Raw genomic sequence first — 19,567 nt, 5'->3', positions numbered from 1 at the left:
ATCACCTTCTTCCTACTTGAGAGTTTGGTAGTTTGCCCATACGACCTTGGGCTTGCCGCCCTCATTAAAGAACTCAAAATGAATCTGCGTCCCTTGCTTACACGGGATGATTGCTGTCAGGTACATGCCCTCCGGTAAGTCCTTCGTGTAAATGTTCTTACAGACTAGCCGTTCCCCTACATACAAGTTCCAGTAGTCCCTTGCTTCATAGTTGGATACGCCTACTGCAATAGAGAGCAGTTCGCAATCTTCTTCAATGGTTAGCTTATGTTCGACCTTGCCCGCCATTTGGGACTCTACCATAATCCCTTCAATGTACGGCTCTGTTTTTGTTGGCATAAAAGGAGGGTCGAGTCTACCGCCTACCAAGTAACTTGCAAAATTAGCGCCGCTAGACATTCACTACACCCCCTTTATATATTCGAGTTCCAGATTACTGAACAACCCGTTCTCCCTAATAATAGTCCCTCTAATGGTGCTAAAAGATGCGATATCCGTTTCCTCTTCCATTTGCTCGTTGATTCTGGAAGGATATGCTATCTCTATAAGGAAGCCGTTAACGATTAGATTCTCGTCCCTCTCAAGCGTCAGCACTTCAATAGTCCCATTGTCATAGGTGTAAACCACTGAGGTTACGAGAGCGGAGTATCCTGCCATCTCTCTACGGGCTTCCACGTTAATTACATTTGGTTCTAAAGGAGCACTGTTTATGACTGTGAGGTCATCGCCGCCCGTATACAGACCAGACTTCTGCATCTCCCTACGAATTAAGTCAAGTATGGGATAAATCTCATTCGAGTTTAGAAAGTTTCTATTCTCCACAGAATCCACCTCACTTCTATGGCATTATAAGAAAAAGCAGGAAACAATTAGCGTCATAGACGTAAGTGCTCCCTGCCCATATGTGCTTACCCTACTTCTGATAGTGTCTGCCAGGTCAACTCAAGGTAATTGAAAATACCTTCGTTACTGCCCACCATTCTATTTCCCTTTACTAAATAGTAACTGGACGTGAATGTCTTTGCGTCGTAGACATAAACTGAATCCAGCAGTTCGATTAACGGATTCCCTTTGACCACCACATTCTTCGTTCTCGCCTGACGTTTATAGTCAAAGAAAATCTTGTTGGCTACGTCCTCCTTCAGCCCACGCATTGAAGAGCCATCGACTTCCTCAATCCAATCCAGTTGAGCACCTGCGGTACGCATGTTACCCTTGGTTGCAATTATCAGCGACTTATCGAAAAAGTGCTCGACAATCCCTGCTGTACCGGAAATCATCAAGTGGTTTCTAACACGGGAGTAATCCGTAGAAGAAGTGACTTCCATTAGATTCTCGCCGTCGATGAACTCCCACTTCATTCCAGAGACCATGGCCCAATCAGGTGCATCCAAGAAATCCATGCGTTCCATTCTGAACGTCCCGTACCTATCGCAGTAGATTCGGTATGGTAAGTCCTGAATGAGAGACTGCAAGGCATCGGAAGCGTTTGTACCTAATGGGAAGGTTACACTTGCCACGAACGGGTTCTGCCAGCCACCCACTTCCATGATGTTCTCTTGACTAACGGCTTCTAGTTCTCCGTTATCCTTGTTGAACTTCATGAATGTGTTCTTTCCCTTGTTTACGTCAGTGTACACTGTATCCTCAATTACGTAGTCAGGGTTAGCCATATCCTCTGCATGAACTTTCCATGCGGTGAATCCAGAAGCGACAACGATATCCTCCACGATGCTTGATTTAATCCAAGCAAACGCCCCACCGTCTCCCGCATAAGCTTCTTCTGGCGGGTATTGCATCGGCTTGTAGAACACAAATTCCTCAAGCATGTCGAACCTGTCCACACAGCTAAAGGAGATAGTCTTCTCCGCAGAGTTCTCTGTAATCTCGCCTTTAATCATCCCCGTGAATACCCGAACAACTTCTTCGCCGTATCCAGCGTAAATCCTGATTGGGGTGTACTCACTAATGACGTGACGCAGTTCTCCTTCTTCGTAGTAACTCAGGGGAGACTTGTCCGTTCGGAATGCGTCAGGAAACTCCGGTTTGCGCTCCCACAATGGAGAGTAGATACCTGAAGCGTTGTTCAGCGTAATCCTTGCTGTGCTAATAGTCGTATCGAGATGGGTATTGATTTCCCAATTCATTACGTCTACATCGATGGTGTACGTCTCTTCAAAGACGAACTCCCCTACTTCATACCACTTCTCCTTGTAGGTGTCACCGATAGCTGTAGCCAACTGCTCAACGGCGTAGTCGTTAGAAGCATAGTTGATGCTATCGAGGTAAATTGTCCCATCCGTCACAGCGAACAGGATTCTGCTCTGGTATGGGTAGTCGAACGCCGCCCCACGGATTCCGGTGTTGACCCAAACATCGTTAAGCTTCACGTATACGTCAATGTCCGTTTGGTCATGGCAAACTACGGTATACTCAATGAAATCGGCAGCCGTATTGAGTTGGTATGTCCCACCACCACTAGTGTAAATTTGGTCATGCTTTATGTTCAGAAGGAATCCTTTTGTACCATCGCTGATAACCAGCTTTCCACTTGTGCCCGCCGCAGTCTTCAGGCTGAAGTTAATCGTAAAAGGGAACTTCTTGATTTTACCTAGCTGCTCAATACCTGCTTCGCCGCCACTGGTTGAGATTGCCTGATAGTCACCTTTGTCTTTTTGTACAACGGTGCTGTACGGAGTCCACTTGTTGGCGCTACTCATGTTGTCCTCAAAGTCCCATAAGGTTTTTGTCTCTACCGTCTCCACATCAAACTCTTTAGCCCGCAACCAAAGAATACCGAACTTGCCTCTCGATGCTTTGGAAGAGTTGGCAAACGTAATCTCGACCACGTTATGTCCTTTTGGCATTGGGATTGATGGTGGATAAGCTACACCGTTCTTGGCATTAATACCTTTGATTCGCACGACCTCGTAATCATTTACCTTGACGATAATTACATCGTCTATTTCAAGGTCTGAGAAGTATGACCATCCAAGGTTTCCTGCCTTAAACCAGTCATGCTCGAACACTATCGTCTTAGCCTGACCAGCCCCGCCCGTACCTTTGAATCCGAGTACGTTCATCTGAGTATCGTCGTCAATGACCGTCATCTGTACCGCGCCGTCAGTCTTGGTGTACTTCTTAACGTCCAGCGTTGTCTTCTTGGTTGTAAAATCCTTGAAGTAGGTCTGCTTGGAAGTTGTCTTGTTGTACTGGTACGTCACGATTTCTTTGTCGATGCTTGTATCTCCGGTAGTGTCCGCTGAACGGGTCTTTCCGTCTCCCCAAGACTTCACTTTCACCACGACAGGCTTCCTACCAAACTTAAGGGCATTAGGCTTCGTGTCAAAAAGTATGTCAATCCGGTTTCCTTTAATGTCTCCGCCAGTATCATCGGCAAGATATTCTCCCCAACTTACTCCATCGACAACAAGTTCAACCTTACTCTTTAAGGGGATGATGGAAGGGTCAACGGCAATAATCTTCCAGTTCTTCCATGTGCGAACGTCAGTGCCGCCTCTTGTGATTCCTATACAGCCGGGGCAATCAGCGACATATGCCGTGGCTTCCATGTTGTATTCCACATGGGAAGTCGATGAATCAGCCATAACCGAAGCATCCATAAAAACAGAATCCTGTATGTTTCGTGGGTCAGCTTTGGATGCGGTCTGGATGGTCTTCTTACCGCGAAGGAACTGCTCAGGGTTCAGTGCCTTACCGTTAAGCCTTACTTCAAAGTGTAAGTGTGAACCGTCTCCCCCATTAGACCGAGAAGTACCGGAGTTGCCCCCTAGACCAACGAGACCTCCTGCCTTAACCTTATCCCCCACACTGACACTTATCTTGTTTAAGTGGGCATAGCGAGTCTCCCATCCGTTGCCGTGGCTAACATAAACAACTCTACCGTATCCTCTTAAGGTGCTGGCGACTGTGACCGTACCTGACCACACAGCGTAAACAGGGTCGTTCATTGCAAGGTCGAGGTCAATCCCTTTATGCTTACCTCCACGACCAACATACCGTGTGCTTCTTGGGTCGGTCTCAAAGAAGTCCGTGATATACATGCCGTTGATGGTACGCTCCCCGTTCTCATGTCCGTGCATGGTCGAACTGCTCTTGATTGGCATGGAGAAGTCGGAGTTACGAAGTTCCGTGCTAGTCTCCACCAACGTACCGTCAACGTAGTCCGTAAGTTTCTCAGCCTTGTCGATGGACAAAAGGTCACTTACAGCACTATCCATTACGTACTGTGCTGCATCGTACTTTCTACGGAATCCCCGCACGTATGATGTTTTGTCTAACTCCACGACCACCTTCGGCTCATTTCCAAGTGCATTCACACGCTCCATGATTCCTTGTAACAACTGCCTTGAAGGGTAGTTCACGTTAGAAACATAAGTCACTTATCCCACCTGCCTTATCTATATTTCTCTGTAATCCACTCAATGAATCGGTTTAGGTAGGTTACAGCTTCCGCTCTAGTAATACATGCTTCAGGTTCAAATTTGTCATCGGTGTAAAGAGGGAACACGTAGCAACCGTCATGGTATTTTTCATCCAGTAGAGTCAGCACATCGTTCCTGTACCAATTGGCTTGAATATCAGCTTTATCTGCAATATCTCGCATTGGCGTGGCGTTATATGCGAACGCACGGTCAGTGTATCGGTTATGAAGGTTCTCATAAATTCGGCTCATGAGTGCGAAGAAGTCTCCACGACGAATGCGAACGTCTCCGAAGAACCTGTCGTTATATGTCACCCGTCCTGATTCGACGATTACCGTCTCGCTTGTGCGTCTATTAACCCCATTAATCTTTGCGTTATACCCGATGGTTGCAGGGAATCCGTTATACATATAAGGAAGGTACACTTCACCTTTATGTATTACGAATACATCCCGTTGGAATCCGATAGCATTCCTGATTACAACTCCCGCATCGCTTCCAGCCCCTACAGTAACAATCATCCTCTTCAGCTTTACACCAAGCACCGTACAAGACTCCGGTGGGTTGCTCAGACTAAATTTGTAAGTGGTCGCATATTTTAGCGTTCCGTGCGGCATCCGGTAGTCAGATGTTCCGTTGTATGGGGTATTAAGGCAACCAATATCCTTCCGGTCAGGAATACCATAAGCGACACATACTACCTCTATGCCCGCCGACAAAGGGTTGGACATGGTAACTTTCCCATCCTCAATCTTTTCGGGAAGAACCTCCACCCCATTAATCATGACGAACATAGGGTTGTCGGCATGGTATTTATAGTCAGGAACAAGGAACTCCTGCTGTCCGTTGACTGTTACAAAACGCTTAACCATGCGTTCGTAACCTGTCTTGAATACGTTATAAGTCATGCCGCTTAGTACGTCCACGTCACCTGTACCGTCTGTCTTCAGTCGGGTAATCTCAAGGGTGTCGCGGTAGAACCAATCCAGAGGGTCAACGTCAATCCATCGTTTCATCTTAATACCCCCTTAATAATTTATCCACGTATCTATAAGTCCTCATAAGCAACGTTACTGACTCTGCCCGTGTCGCCGCTTCGTCCGGACGGAAGTTAACAACGGACTCCCCGTCTGCTTCCCAATTCGTTGCAATAAGTCCAAGTTGTTGCATATTGTCGATGTACTTGTTTGCCCAATGGTTCTCAATGTCGATGAACTCGGTCAGGTATTTGTACTCGAACTCCTGTTTGCGGACAAGGGACATACCAATGGTTACGATGTACTTGGTTTCCATCTCTGCAGTCCTGATGTTGGGTTCACCTGTTACGATGCCGATGTAAACTGTTCCCTTTTCGTCGTAATACTTATGCTGTGATCCAATATACTGAAGCCAATCAGCGTATTCCTTCTTGGAATAGAACAGCATGGTAAGTGTAGCGTCATAGTGGGAAGTACCGTTTTGCACGAGCCCCGCAGAAGATGCTAGGGTCTTATTGACATATGTCTTAAGTACTGGAGTTGGAGGCTTATATTCCGTAATCAGTTTCGCCTTGACCTGTGTAAACTGAACTCCGTTGTCGTAAAATAGCTTCTTCTTATAAACCGAATCCTCCGATAAGAGGCTGTTTTGTTGTGTCATGAGTGTACCTCCCTATACGTAACTCCCCACCTCATTTTAAGATGGGGAGTGAGTTGTTAACTTCGGTAGTTAATTGGGTTCATGGCTTGTTGGTTACGAAGACCCCCCACACGTCCCACTGACAGGCCTTGTCCGATGGACTGTCCGACCTGTTGCAACTGGCTGGATGTCATGCCGTTAGTCACGTTAGGAAGCGTGATGTTTACGGTCACGTCTCCTGCTCCAATGGTAGTTGTGTTATGAGTATTCCCCCGTGTGAGGTACTGGTAGCGACTCATAGCCTGTACACCATCTGGCATGTTGAACGTGCCTGCCGAAGCTTTCATTTCACTCAAAATTCCTAACTGAGTCTGTAAAGATTGCTTTTGCAAGTCGCGGATTTCTTGATTAATCTTATAGGTCTCGTCAGCTCCTGCCGCAGGTAGCCTAGCCTTCAGGTCAGTAATTACCTGATTGATTTCGGATACCTCTTCCTTGGCGTTGGCGATACGTCTGTTACGTAGTATTGGGGAAGAGTCATCAGGGTTTCCAGCACGAAGTTTGAGTTCCAGTAGCCTGTTCTCGCGTTCCGAATTGTTGTTCTGAATTTCTGCAGTACCTAGACCGATGGATGCAAGGTTGTATTCTTTAATTCTTGCTTGCTCGTTGGCAATTTGATTCTGAAGCTGTAAAACCTGCGTTGCTTGGTCTTCGGAGAGATCCCCGATGGATTCGATTGCTTTTAGGCTGGAGAGTTCGGACTTCATCGCAGACAGCTTATTCAGGGTGATTTGTTTCAGGGTATCCAGATATTCCTGAGACTGAGTATCCATGTTGTATGCCGCGGCTAATTCCTTCGCCTGAGCGAGAAGATCAATTCTTGACAGACTGTTATTTACCTTGCGCACCTGACCTTGGTATGTTTCCTGACGGTTGTTCCATTCTTCCTGAAGAATTTCTGCCTCACCTTCATTGGCTACTTTGTCTCTGGCCGATGTAAAGGAATCATAGGCATTCTTTGCATTTTGATACTCTTGCGACTCAGGATCAGAAGTTTCCATAATCGTCTTTGCATTTTGGATATACTGATCAATGATAGCCAATTCATCATTCAATACCTGACGTATGGATGCCGCTTGTGCTTTACGCATCGCAATGTACTCGTCGGAGTCGGTCTTCATCCCGCTCATGAGAGAACGGAGGGTTTCGATCTGGCTGGAATCTTTAATCCCCTTCAGATTGTCAGTGACACGATTAAGTACGTTGTCAGTATCAATGGAAGAGAGCTCAACAGCACCCTCCTTGTACTTCTTCTCATACTCTTTCGTAGCGATATCTTGGAGCTCTTTCTGTTCTTTTTCAGCCAATTTTGAGGCTTCGTACTGCTTGGTAAAGGCTTCCTGACGCATCTTTTTCGTTACCGCAGAACGTCCAGAGTTTTTATTGAACTCAGCAACGGCTTCCTCAACAGTCTGCCCTCCACTTTCTTCTCGCTGTTTGAGCCACTTAGAGAAGTCCTCCTGACTTCCTCCGTAGAACTTGAAGTAATTCATCATTTCGCCCATCATGCCGAAATCGTCGTTGGTCACACTGCTTTTGAAAAGAGTGGTAAAAGGGTTACCACTAGATTCGAATAAACCAAATTCAGACGGAGTTCCATCGAATGTAGACGTGACTCCATTCATAGCAGAGTAGAATAGCCCTGTCAGGTTATTACGTGTCTGCGCCCAACCGCCTTCGGCCAAAGCATCTACTTTGTTAGCCATTCCCTTCAGGTCGTTGTCACGGTCGTCAGCTTTAGCCAAAAGTCTTTGGTCGTCGGTTGACAGGTACGATTCAGACAACCCCTTAGCCGCTTGAGCAAGCCCAATTGCCCCTGCTATTTCCAGTGCCATCTTAGCAATACCGCCCGCCAAGTTCTTTATCGAAGACAGCGCACCTCTCCCTAAGTCTTTAATGTCCTTCAAGAACTGTTTGAAACCAGTCTTCAGGGATGTAGTCTGAGATAATGCAGAGTTCATTCCACGCACTGCGTTGGATAGGTTACCAAATTCAGGGGAGGCTCGTCGTGCAGATGTGGCAATTTCCCTTTGACTATTCTGATACTCATCCATCGCACGACTAAGACTCTGAATATCATTAATTTGAGGTAAACCATTGCGCTGTCTGTCTACCAAGTGGTCTTCAAATCCATTGAAATCTCCTTGAGACATTCGGGACATTCTGTCAGTCAATTCGGTGTATCCAGATACGTTTGCTCTGTAGGTTCCGAATGTCCCTTGACTAGCTGTACTATTGCTCAGCCTGGTCAGAAGGCTAGGGTTAATAACACCAGCCAATTCAGCTCTTGTGCCCAGACGGTTGTTGTACTGCCTTGTACGGTCGAATTTTTCATCGTCTGTTAACTCCGTCTGCTTCTCCCAATTCTTAGCTTCGTCCATCGTAGTAAAAAGAGTTGGAATGTCTTTTATATCAACTTTCTTTTCAGAAATGTAATCTTTAAAGTGTCTACTCTGTTCTTCCGACATACCATTCAGTTCCTGAACATATCGATTCAGCAGTGGATCTTGCTGCATAGCAGCTACCTCTTGTCGATTTAACTTCTTGAAGTCGCTATCAACACTTACATCTTTCATGTTATCTAGGAAAGCAGTCCGTGCAGTCTCACTCTCAAAGTTACTTCTAATACCTAGATTTCCAGCTCCCCACTTTATACCTTTGAGCATTAGCATTCCGAGCACCACATTCGAGAGTACATCACCCAAAGCTACAAATATCTGAGCATTCTTCGCCACGTTTTCTGCCAAGTTAATAAGTGCATAGGACACTTTATTTATGGCAGGAGTCATTTCTTGAACGATAGCATCAAAGGCAATGGTAGTCCCTTGTGTTGCTCGTTTAGTGTTGACAAGAGGGTTGTCTATTGAAGTCATAATCATTTTCTCGTACTGGGACTTATTGAAGTTATCAGTAACTTGCATTACCTTGACGAACGTGTTCATGACTTCGTGCATTGCCGCAGCACCCTTTGAGGACTGCGATGTACCGAACAGGGTATCAGCTGTGTTGCGAACTGTTAGACTGTCTGCACCGGACAACTTTTGAGAGATGGATTTGAAGAGTTCCTTGGCTGGAACTAGGAGTTGTCCTCCTGTATCCGTAACGTTCGCAAGACCAAGTTCCTGCAGTTTCTTCATGGCATCAGGAGACTGAAGCTTGGCAGCTACTTTCTCGCCATCATCACCGTAGTTCGGGTCAACAGCCAACTTATCCATTTTGTTCAGCAAGTTAGAAGGCTGTAATCTTTCTACAATGGAATTGTAGAAATGACTGACATTTGTCCCTTCTATTGCAGGAGATTGGTTGGAAGCGCCAGCCATTACAATAGCTGTCTCAGAATCAACTTTGGTATTATTAGAAGCAGAACCGGATCGCTTTATAATGTCGAAAAGTTCCTCGACGCTGGTATTCGTGACTTGAGATACTGCTGCTATCGGATGTGCCACCCTATCTTCCATGTCGGACATCTCAAGGCCGAACTGCGACTTTGCTGACTCAAGACCCTTTGCGATTTTAAGAGGGTCACTACCAGGGGTGAGGGCCTGCAACTGAGCAGTCACCCGTACGAATTCTTTCATTTCAACAGGCTCTTTGAGAAAACCGGAAGCTACTCCACCAACTTGATAAAGTTTATGGTAGTCCGTTCCGTAAAACATGGACTGTTGTCGAATAAACGATTGTAGTTCGTTGACAGTATTCTCTACTCCAGCCATGTTGGTGCTATTGAGGACATTTCCGTTTTCGTCTTTATTGTACTTGTCCTTCATCATCAAGTTCTGAATCATCTTAATCTGTTCGGTCTGAACAGACTTGAAGGTCTCGACAGCTTGGTTCAAAACAAGCATCGGTGCACCGACCATAACACCTGTAATCTTGTTGCGCATCATGTTAGAGACTGCGGACTCCAGAGCCACGTTGCTTATTGTTCCTGCAAAACTGTTCTCCTGACTTGAACTGTTTCCGTTGGATACCGTTTCACTTGGTGTTGTGCTGTCGTTCTTGCCATTCTCGGAATAGGATTCTGTAGAAATGTCAAGACCTCCTGCGTTCTGTATCTTAGCGTCTCGGTTTAATCCTTTTGGTCTTGACTGGACTTCATTAATCTCCTGGATGATAGACTGTACCTGTTCATCCACTTGTTCGCGGATTTTATCAATCATGGCATTATTAATATGATTAATTTGGTTGACGAGGTGACGCTTTAGCTTAGGTTCAGGCGTGATTTCCACATTGTTAATTGTCTTAACTATCTGGTCAATCTCTTCCTGTACACTATTACTCATTTTCTTGTCGAGAGCCTTAGCCACTCGTTCAAGTTGATGTTTCAATTCATTCCCACGGAAAGAACCTAAATCCACTGTTCCAAGAGTGTCCAATTGATCAACCGTAGTTTCGAGTTCTCTTGCAATAATCTTCTTGACTTTATTGCTGAGGTTTTGTATTGGAACGTCCAGCTTGCCTGCCGTCGCCCCGTTGATTCCTGCTACAGTTTTGTTGACGTACTCCGTAAAGCTACGTTCAAGTTCGTTCGAGATATTCTTAATATTGTCGGTGATCGCCTTGCCGCTAACATCAGGTACTTCCACTTCTACCGACTTCAACAGCTTTTCTTTTACATTTTTGATTGCTTTGTTCAAGTCTTCTTTGGTAATTATGAAGTCCCTAGAATTCGCTACATATGGGTTCTCAAGCTTATTCAGAATCTCTTGCTTGATTTTATTGACGAACGCCATGATGGTGTTATTGCCTACCGTAACTTGTAAACCTTCGAGAGAGTCAGGTCCAGTCAGACTTGCTGTGTGATTTTGAATAATGTTAATAAGGTTATGGATTTGCATTTTTACAACCTTAGCGACTTCCTCGTTGATTTCATTGAAATCTTCGTTGCTGATAGGTAGCTTCTGCCCTTTGGCATAACTAGAGTCTATTTCAACATTCATGTTACGGACATGCTTACGTAACTCTTCATTAATTTCGACCTCTATCTTACCGAGGATGCCTTGTAGAGTCTCACGCTGAACGGTCAGTCCTGTCGAACCTAACTGCTGAAGAAAAATTTCATTTCCTGCAATAAAGTTGTTAAGTCCTTTAGTTAATGATTCTGTAATATTTCCATCAGTTCCACGAGAAACTTGGGATTGCAGCCCAGACAGAGATGTCCGCATTGCGTCAATACGTTGGTCTAATCTACCAAATTGAGCATCGAGAGTTGCCATCTCCTGTCCCAATCGGGTCATGTTTTCAATGGATTTCTGAAATTCTAAAATCACATCAGATTGGATATTTTTCATAATCTCACCACCCTCATAAAATAAAACTCCTGCCCCTCCCTAGAAGGAAGCAGAGCAGGAGAATTTATAATAACTGTGCAAGGAAACTCATGTCTTCCGCATCGGCTACTTTATAACCATTCACGTAGTTACCGTCGGTTCTTGTTTCTTCCTCGCCACCGCTGGAATCTTCGTTGGAAGGAACACCGCTACCGAACAACCCGCCGAGAGACATACTAGAAACTTTGATAGTAAATTCAATGTGTTCATTACATTGTTCCAGGTAATAACCCAACTGAGGTAAGGTTAACTGCCATACATCCTGCTTTTTCAAGTGGCAGTAGTGGGCGAGTTTGAAGAAGATATTTGCCCAATTGACAGGCGGCATGCTGTCATAGTTTTCTTCCTCTACCTGAGTGGTTACATGGACTTTTTTAGCCCGTTGAGACCAATCATGCAGTCGATAATTTTCTTAGCCGTCTCCAAATCAACGTAATTTCCAAGATGTTCGACCGTCATGTGGTTGTAGTACGGTTTAAATGCCATTAGTAGCACATCAAGCAGTTCCTCAAATCTATCATCCCCGTCTTCAGGGATAAGGTTAGCGATGATTACACCAGAATCAATCGTGTTAAGTTTATTCATTAGCTTTCGAGCATCCATCAGACCTAATGGTGGAATATTGTAAGTTTTGCCGTCACGTAAACGAACCTTATCGTCCTCTTCAAAGAATACTTTCTCACACACTTCTGCTTCCTCTTGTGTCAAAGGATTCTTTTCTTTTTCAGTTACCGCCTCTTGTGTCTGCTCTTCAACTTGACTGGCAATCTCTTTGGTCACAGTACTATCTGCTCTTGGAATTACTAAATCTCGTTCACTCACTTTACAATCCCCCTTTAAATTCTCCCCCAAGAATCAGTTAATCGAAGTGACGACAAGGTGGGGGAATCCTTGTAATCACCTCATAGGACATTCTAAGTGAGTAAGCCAAGGCTATAACATTTTGTATGTAAAAAGACTCCCCGAGGGGAGTCTAATGATTAGCAATCTACCGATTGGGCTGAACCTGCCTCGTAACGCTTGATAGAACCAAGCTTACCGTCAAAGCGTTCAGGGTCGATTACAGTTAGAGTTACACTATGTGTGGAAGCTTGTTGACGTTGTGCGTCGAGAGTGAAGTTGGACTTCACACGGCATTGGTACAGCTCAGTTTGATAACCTTGAATCGTTCCATCTTTCTGTTCGAATTGTCCGTCGTGAACAACGTGAACTGTCAACGGCATGTCCTTGGTTGTGATATCGAGGATATCGACAACTTCGTTACGCTTGTAGTTAACATAAATGTCTACATCTTTCATAGCCGAGTTGAACTTCAGCGTGCCGCCGCTAATTACATACTGGTCTTCCGTAGGATTAGGATTGACCGTTTTTTTCAGAAGGACGTTACCTTGCAGGGTACGGACGGATATCTGAGGGTCTGTATTGAGCGAAGCACCATAAACAAGATCAGTAGTGAATTCAGAACCATTTTGTTTAACGTTGTGCTTCTCTTCCAGAACCCATACAAAGCCATCAGGGTCTGGAGTAATACCCGTTAGAGCCACAGCGTAGACGATGACAACTGTCTTGCCTGCCAGTGCCATGTCGAACACTACGTTCTGACCGGATATCGTCACGTCTGTACTCAGGTCTGTACCGCCCACTGCACCCTCAAAGGACTTAGGTGCAGGAGAAGCGATAGATACTTGAGTCAGTTCTGCTTGATATGGAGATGCAGAAGGAACTACGAAAGTCTCAGTAACCATACTGTAAGCAGAACCTGAGACACCTTCGCGCAGTTTTGAGCCAAGTACCAACCTAACAAGGTTGAGATCGAACTTAGCCGCTTCTGCGGTAATGTCGATTGTCTTCTTACGCAGCAAAGTGTCCAGAGCGACGCTAGAATCGCCAGCCTCGATGTCCTGCATATCCAATTGAATGTCTAGACGCATGTTATTTAGCGTACCGATTGTAACGAGGTCGTCACAGTTCGGGATTTTCGCCATGAATTTACCTGCACCTTTAATCAGCATTTTTTTGTTTTTAGTAACTTTCATTCAAAAAACCTCCTTTATTCGTCTATCCCAATAGCGAAAACTATTTGGGTGAAATACTTGTAGGTGTTTTCCAGTCAGTATCGTCTTCAGAACTTGTGACGTACTCCCTATTAAACACACTACCCTTCGGCATACCAAGGTACTGGTCGTCGAAAATCTGGCAAATCGGTCAGCGATGTTTACAGTCAATCCCACATCATCCTTCGTATAGATATCGAAGTCTACGATGAATCTATACTCAAGGTAATTCTCGCCTCTTGCTCCAGGATTTTTATAAAATATTATCAAGGGCAAGTTGTGCTGACTAAGTCTTGTGGCTTCTTTCTCTTCTGAATTTAGGTAGCTAAATTTTCTGGAGAATCGTTAGCCGGCAGTCCTAGCATTGCAAGATTTGAGGGTCTTGACGAAGCGTGGTGTGAATATAGGTGTAAACATTGGAGATGTGGATCCTCCCATTACATCACATCCTCTTATGAATGCTTCGTATACCAATATAAGCTGAAATGGGAACATTTCTAACAGCCCTGCGTATTGAGGTGTCCAACAATATCAACATCAGCCGGGGGATGCTCTCCCTCGCATCTGTAATAACCCATGATTGAAGTAGACTGGCCCTATACTCTTTTTACTTGATCTCAATAACGGATACTATGGGATAGCTTGCCGAAATCATAAACAGCTTTCCAGCTTTGAATGCCTTTTGCTCCTTGAAAATTAGACGTTGATCTTCATTGCCTACTCGAGGATTATGCTTGTCACTTACGTAAATATCGCCATAACCCAAGTTCTCGACAATCAGGATGGTATCTTTTTCCTGAGCGTTATAAATGAACTGTCCGAACATAGTAAGTTGTTGGGTTAACTCGGCTACCACATCCCCCTCCACATCCTCTACATTTACATCATCAGTCGCCTTCGACATGCTTCTTTCCCTTGTCTCTAAGTGTGCTTCAGCGACTTTTAATTCTTTCTTGTGCGTCCCAGTTGGTCCTGCCATGTAAGAAAACTCCTCTCAAAATGGTATTATTGTGATAATAAAAAAGGTGGGGGATGTAGCCCCTATCCGCCTTGTAGTTAGTGCTGAGTTAACAGGGTATCGACATCAGATCGTCAAAGGAATATTTTTTACTGAAGTTCACTTTATATGACTCAGCTTTGATTATATGGTTATTTAAAAACAGACTAACAAACTTAGGTTCATGCTAGTTTAAAAATATTTGAGTTGTACTGGGAGAATTGGTCTGTAATGACTTTCGCAATATTTATTAATTTAATATATTATTTATCTTTTAATCTTTAATCTTTTAATCTTTTAATCTTTATTGAGTGTAAAATTTACATTTCAAAAAAACATTTAAATAGGTGGAGATCCTAAAATGTAAAACTTACACTTCACGATTCCTAATGTCCCTATTTGGATTACATGGTTAGAACATAGGGATACATCATTTATGCTTAGAAATAAAATCAATCTGCTTTTTTCAGCTTTGAAATGAATTCTAATATTTTGTCAACTGTCCGCAAGTTATCTTCAAGAGTCTCAATGTCGTAGCCTATTTCCATGATTCGCTCAATTTCGATATCGCAAGTAAAAAAGAAGCCGTCCCCCCCGACAGTGATCTGTGCTGTCTTACGGAGCTCTTCCAACCGATCATTCCATCCGTGGTAACAGAAACGGCAATAAGGAGCATAATCATCCGGCTCACCATTTGGTATGACGTCGGACTTGACTATGCCCACGAATTTGCTAACCCTTGCTTCCTCTCCACACTTTATACATGATGTACGGAGTTTATGGACTTCATCAGCATGAGCAAGAATATCCCCTATATACCTGAATGTGTTGTTTTCGGAGTCAACATCGAGACCAAACAAGTAAACTTCAAGTCCTCCCATAGCCAGTCCCTCAAGAATTATGAAGCCATCTTCCTCTTGATTAAATAACTGTGTCTCATCTACTAGTATTGCCTCTAGACGCTCCGATTCGACTATAGCTGGGATTTCAGACAGATATTTAACAGCCCTCGCAGGGGCTTTATCACCTTCTCTAGAACGGACAAACTCATCACCCTCTCTCTCACTCGAAATAAACGGCTTGAACACAGCGACTTTGACACCGTCGCCCATCATTTCTTCGTAAAGGTCAATTAGTTTTTTTGTCTTACCGCTCCTTACTGATCCAACAAATGCAATTAATCTCCCGATGTTTGTCTCCATTACTTCACTCTCCCTGAAAGCAGACCGTTTAACCTTATGCCCGCTCTAACAATTTTTTTTGTGAATGTGCAACTCAGTTAAGAGTAATCAATCCATATGTATATCGAGATGTTCAATCATGTACTCGAAAACAGCAGACAGATTTCCTTTAAAATAATTTTTAGCTACTTTCTGTAAATATTTTTTATTTTTAGGAGTAGTTCTTAAGTAAATACGTTCCGTTTTCATGATGATAACCCTCTCTTCTTCATACACGGTCTACAGCCAGTGGGCGTTTTAGGTAGAACTTGCATCCGTTGATTCGAATCTTCTAGCTCTTCGGGCAAGACCAAGTAGCTGTATCGGTTCAAGACTTTCCCTGTAATTTCCCCGATACAGTGTAGACAAAGCATGGATTCTCCTTCCAGTCCTTCAGCCGCAAAGTTCTCCCTTGCTTTATCAGTAACGTACCTGAATTCACACTTAATACACTTGATTAAAAAGTCCATTTTAAATCAATCCCTTTATTTTTCTTCTTACCGTAAAGCGCAGGGCTAGTTTAGGATGGGAGAGACTTTTTCACTCTCCACAACCTTTACCATACTCGGCAGTATTCAGGATTTTATCTGCCCATACAAGGCTAACAATCCGCTTCACGATTCAAACCAGTATGTCCTAACCCCCTAATCCAAGTAATTTCCTTCTTAATTCCTCTTTTTTCTTATCTTGAGCGCAAGGACGGCACTCGTAGATTCCCATATACCTATCTACTAATTCTTGATAAGGAACACTCAGGGTCTCTGACAAACAGTGAATACACTTGCCACCATTCGTCTCATAGATAGAGGCTAAAGCCTTGGCATTCTGCGTGATGAAGCGTCCGCAATCGCATTTCATATGACCACCTCTAGTACCAATATAAGTTGATTTGTACACAATTGAACTTTTGTACGTACTAGACACATCTTTTTATAGGAGTAGTACGACTAATTGGAATGTAAGGGTCAGAAGAGAAATGAATATAATAAGACTAGAACCGAGTGGGCAGAAATAATGTGAGAAAGCAAAGTTATGTCAGCGGGATACACTATTACTATTTACCCTTTTGGAGGAGGGAGCCCAAAAATCGGGGTAAAAGCTAGCGGAAGATTGATTTGTCATAGAAGTGGAAACTCTAATAATATTTAGCTCCTTTCATATAGATGATGTAAACCAGAAGTACATGTCAATCATGCACAATACAATGGGTGTTTCTTACAAAAAGTCGAATCAAAAACGTCTGATGTTAGTTCTAGCTGCTAGGTATATTTTTGATGGAAATCATGAATAGGCGGATGGCATTCGAGCAAAGAGACTCATAAAACTACAAGGAAGAGTGATAAAACAATGGAACCGCTGAGACGTTGACTCACGTGTACATTGTTGACACTGTTCCTCTTTATTATGAATAAAAAATTATGCTGTGATCGTCCAAACTGGCATAGATTACCTTTCTACGTTATCAACCTAAAAAGGACCCCGAAGGGTCTTAATTAACATACTAGGACTTGATTTAAGACTTGATTTAGGATGAAATTTAATGGTCGTTTAGAGCTGTACTGGACTACGTGATAAGATAAAATACTCAAAGAGTTTTATATATCGTTGGAATACAAGTGAGTTTTAATGTATTCATCGAGTTGATCTAACCATATGCTGATAGTTTTCTTCTCTAGAGCACTGCTGAAGCGCCCTAATTCCCTACCTCCGTGGCTGACGATCATAGTTGGTATGAACATGACATCTGTGTGTATAGAGGGCACATATTCGACTTTAGAGACATCAATGTGCGGACGTTCCGAGGCTATATCGTCTATGGTCTTATGGAAACGTCGGCAATGACCGCATTCATTGTTGTAGTATAGGGTGATTTTCATTTGTAATATGTAAGGTGCTTTCCATAAGGGTTTATGTTCCATTTTTGATATTCGTTGGTATCCACTTATAGTGCTCCCTTCATTTAGAATTCATAGTGTAATAATAGAACTGATAGATGGGTAGTTATCTTAAGTCTCTTTTCAAAAGGATGTTTTGGTTATGATGAGTTCGCGCTTTCATCTCATCACTCTTTCTTATATAGTATCAGGGGCTTGTCGCCCCTCCTTAACATACAAATTTTGTTGTCTATTTCATCAACATCCAATACGATGATTTCTCTAGCTAAATTTTTTATGATTTTTTATGATTAATTGATAATTCGACTGTTGTCTCATCCGCTGGCAGCTGTTCAAGATTTTCGCCGTAAGAAGGGACTTTAGAATGATTTTAATAAAGATACATTTTAAGATATTGTGATCCAAACGTCCTTGTTTAGTTTGATTTCTATATACTATATTGATCCCCGCATCCTTATTAAAAAGTGCGAGTTATTTAAGCAGTTTGTTGAATAGCTTTCTGACGGATGTAATAAAGCACTCTGGTTGTGTAGGCGTTGGTGTCATACCCACACACCTCAAGTAGTTCTGTAATTTTATTGATGCACAAGTTCTCATTACGCTCCTTTGTTGCCTGAGTGATAAGTTCAATCTCCCGTTCATACTTGGAAGAGCTCTTAGTTTCCTCTTCCTTCAACTCTCTGTTCACAGTTTTGCTGCGGATTCGTGCGAGAGTACGGCTAATGGTCATGGGGTATACGTTCAGTTGTTCAGCAATCTGAGCATTGTTGTTACTTGTATCGCTCAAGAGCAGGCGCATGACCTTATTTTCGAATTCATTAAATATAGGGTCATCCAGTAGTTGCTCTACATAAAGACGATTGGCCACATCTTCTTCAAGGATTTTCTCGTCCTTGTTGACGAATTCAAAATTATCAATCCCGTCATAATGCTCAAGGCCATCGCTGAACATGGCAATCTCGCGATAGCGCTCAATTGACACATTAAGTAGAGCTGACATTTCTTCTTCAGCGGGGCGATACCCTAGAGCATCCTCAATCCCGACCATTTGCTTAATGAGGTCAACCGCCCCCCTGCTCAACCTTACAGACTGAGAATCACTATAAAGAAGCTGATTGATTTCCCAGAGGATGGGGCGTACAACGAATGTTGTGAACTTAATGCCTCGTTCAAAATCAAAATCCTTGATAGCAGTCAGAATGCCTATACAAGCATGTTGGTATAGTTCGTCCTCTGTGATTCGGAACTTCGTTTTAAGTTCTAGGATACTCCCCTTGTAGTGCTTGATAATAGAGAAGATAAAGTCTCGATTAGCCTTCAAGAAGTCTCCCATGAGTTCTCTGTTCTCTTTACACGCCTTCAAGAGAACCATATTATGCATATCCTTCATCTCTTTATCCCTGAGCTGTAGGTAGTTGGGACTCGGCACTATCTAATTCACCTCGAACTTTCTGTCTTTTTTGTATTACTTTTGAGAAGTCCGCTGACGTCACATCTGCTGTGATTTTGCAACTTTGTTCCTTGGTCTTGAGGACCTACTTTAAAGGCCTACATTAAGTTCTTGAAGTTCTGCCAACTTGTTATCGTTACATCAGAGGTGTGAAATACTCATTTTCTGGTCCCCTTCCTGTGTCAAACAAAATTATTTCCTGCATACTCTTAGTAGTCGCGCTAACCCTATCAGGAGGTGTGAACAAATAGAAAAGACCCCTCTCGGGGCCAATATAATTAAGTTGAAGCGCTGAGCTCATCTCAAAAAAGACGAAAACTTGAAAAGCTAACCAACGACTTATTTCCATGAAGGAGCAACAATTTCCGACTTTGTCCAACAGTGACAGAAAAACCGTTTTTTTGTAGAAACCTTGCTCCACCCCATTTACAGAGTTACATCCAGATATCTGAGTTTTTAAACAAATTTTTACTTCGCTTCATTTATGCTATGGACGTCC

Annotated in this window: 14 protein-coding genes; all 14 read right to left on the bottom strand. The window is 43.4% G+C overall.

The genetic code is table 11. From position 1 onward, the window contains the following. Nucleotides 1–12 precede the first annotated feature (12 nt). Nucleotides 13–399 (bottom strand): hypothetical protein, encoded by a 387-nt coding sequence (locus MKY87_RS01155; protein ID WP_062834625.1) that lies wholly within the window; start codon nt 397–399, stop codon nt 13–15. Nucleotides 400–402: 3 nt separating this feature from the next. After that, entirely contained in the window at nt 403–822 is a 420-nt protein-coding gene (locus tag MKY87_RS01150) for a hypothetical protein (RefSeq protein WP_339783760.1), read from the bottom strand. A gap of 86 nt (nt 823–908) precedes the next feature. Then, complete coding sequence (locus MKY87_RS01145; RefSeq protein WP_339790611.1) at nt 909–4,241, bottom strand: peptidoglycan DD-metalloendopeptidase family protein; 3,333 nt, start codon at nt 4,239–4,241, stop codon at nt 909–911. 176 nt (nt 4,242–4,417) lie between these two features. Beyond that, the gene (locus MKY87_RS01140; RefSeq protein WP_339783761.1) at nt 4,418–5,461 is read right to left on the bottom strand and encodes a hypothetical protein; all 1,044 of its coding nucleotides are present in this window, start codon (nt 5,459–5,461) and stop codon (nt 4,418–4,420) included. A gap of 1 nt (nt 5,462) precedes the next feature. Continuing rightward, entirely contained in the window at nt 5,463–6,083 is a 621-nt protein-coding gene (locus MKY87_RS01135; protein ID WP_339783762.1) for an S-layer homology domain-containing protein, read from the bottom strand. A 56-nt stretch (nt 6,084–6,139) separates the two neighbouring features. Further along, nucleotides 6,140–11,413, bottom strand: a complete 5,274-nt coding sequence (locus tag MKY87_RS01130; RefSeq protein ID WP_340962555.1) for a phage tail tape measure protein — start codon at nt 11,411–11,413, stop codon at nt 6,140–6,142. 64 nt (nt 11,414–11,477) lie between these two features. Further along, on the bottom strand, nt 11,478–11,780 hold the full coding sequence (locus tag MKY87_RS01125) for a hypothetical protein (protein ID WP_235431569.1): 303 nt from the start codon (nt 11,778–11,780) through the stop codon (nt 11,478–11,480). A 32-nt stretch (nt 11,781–11,812) separates the two neighbouring features. Further along, nucleotides 11,813–12,274: a DNA polymerase III subunit gamma/tau gene (locus MKY87_RS01120; RefSeq protein WP_339783764.1), complete on the bottom strand. Its 462-nt coding sequence runs from the start codon at nt 12,272–12,274 to the stop codon at nt 11,813–11,815. Nucleotides 12,275–12,432: 158 nt separating this feature from the next. Then, on the bottom strand, nt 12,433–13,488 hold the full coding sequence (locus MKY87_RS01115) for a hypothetical protein (protein ID WP_062834620.1): 1,056 nt from the start codon (nt 13,486–13,488) through the stop codon (nt 12,433–12,435). 625 nt (nt 13,489–14,113) lie between these two features. Next, complete coding sequence (locus MKY87_RS01110) at nt 14,114–14,485, bottom strand: hypothetical protein (protein WP_340962554.1); 372 nt, start codon at nt 14,483–14,485, stop codon at nt 14,114–14,116. A 470-nt stretch (nt 14,486–14,955) separates the two neighbouring features. Further along, on the bottom strand, nt 14,956–15,705 hold the full coding sequence (locus MKY87_RS01105) for a hypothetical protein (RefSeq protein WP_340962553.1): 750 nt from the start codon (nt 15,703–15,705) through the stop codon (nt 14,956–14,958). Nucleotides 15,706–15,792: 87 nt separating this feature from the next. Further along, the gene (locus MKY87_RS01100; RefSeq protein ID WP_167350869.1) at nt 15,793–15,933 is read right to left on the bottom strand and encodes a hypothetical protein; all 141 of its coding nucleotides are present in this window, start codon (nt 15,931–15,933) and stop codon (nt 15,793–15,795) included. A 1,385-nt stretch (nt 15,934–17,318) separates the two neighbouring features. Continuing rightward, nucleotides 17,319–17,600 carry a thioredoxin family protein gene (locus MKY87_RS30705; RefSeq protein ID WP_445669444.1) on the bottom strand — a complete coding sequence of 94 codons (282 nt, stop codon included), beginning with the start codon at nt 17,598–17,600 and terminating at the stop codon, nt 17,319–17,321. A 493-nt stretch (nt 17,601–18,093) separates the two neighbouring features. Then, the gene (locus MKY87_RS01095; protein WP_340962552.1) at nt 18,094–19,047 is read right to left on the bottom strand and encodes a sigma-70 family RNA polymerase sigma factor; all 954 of its coding nucleotides are present in this window, start codon (nt 19,045–19,047) and stop codon (nt 18,094–18,096) included. Between the last annotated feature and the right edge of the window lie 520 nt (nt 19,048–19,567).

The organism is Paenibacillus sp. FSL R7-0198, assembly GCF_038000415.1.
Taxonomy (GTDB): Bacteria; Bacillota; Bacilli; order Paenibacillales; family Paenibacillaceae; genus Paenibacillus.
The sequence above is the reverse complement of the archived record's forward strand: the minus strand, read 5'-3'. Positions and strand labels throughout refer to the sequence as shown.

Coding starts and splice junctions, on each gene's coding strand:
- MKY87_RS01155 (WP_062834625.1), bottom strand. CDS start 399: ATGTCTAGCGGCGCTAATTTTGCAAGTTACTTGGTAGGCGGTAGACTC.
- MKY87_RS01145 (WP_339790611.1), bottom strand. CDS start 4,241: ATGGATAGTGCTGTAAGTGACCTTTTGTCCATCGACAAGGCTGAGAAA.
- MKY87_RS01140 (WP_339783761.1), bottom strand. CDS start 5,461: ATGAAACGATGGATTGACGTTGACCCTCTGGATTGGTTCTACCGCGAC.
- MKY87_RS01135 (WP_339783762.1), bottom strand. CDS start 6,083: ATGACACAACAAAACAGCCTCTTATCGGAGGATTCGGTTTATAAGAAG.
- MKY87_RS01130 (WP_340962555.1), bottom strand. CDS start 11,413: ATGAAAAATATCCAATCTGATGTGATTTTAGAATTTCAGAAATCCATT.
- MKY87_RS01125 (WP_235431569.1), bottom strand. CDS start 11,780: ATGCCGCCTGTCAATTGGGCAAATATCTTCTTCAAACTCGCCCACTAC.
- MKY87_RS01115 (WP_062834620.1), bottom strand. CDS start 13,488: ATGAAAGTTACTAAAAACAAAAAAATGCTGATTAAAGGTGCAGGTAAA.
- MKY87_RS01110 (WP_340962554.1), bottom strand. CDS start 14,485: ATGGCAGGACCAACTGGGACGCACAAGAAAGAATTAAAAGTCGCTGAA.
- MKY87_RS01105 (WP_340962553.1), bottom strand. CDS start 15,705: ATGGAGACAAACATCGGGAGATTAATTGCATTTGTTGGATCAGTAAGG.
- MKY87_RS01100 (WP_167350869.1), bottom strand. CDS start 15,933: ATGAAAACGGAACGTATTTACTTAAGAACTACTCCTAAAAATAAAAAA.
- MKY87_RS30705 (WP_445669444.1), bottom strand. CDS start 17,600: ATGAAAATCACCCTATACTACAACAATGAATGCGGTCATTGCCGACGT.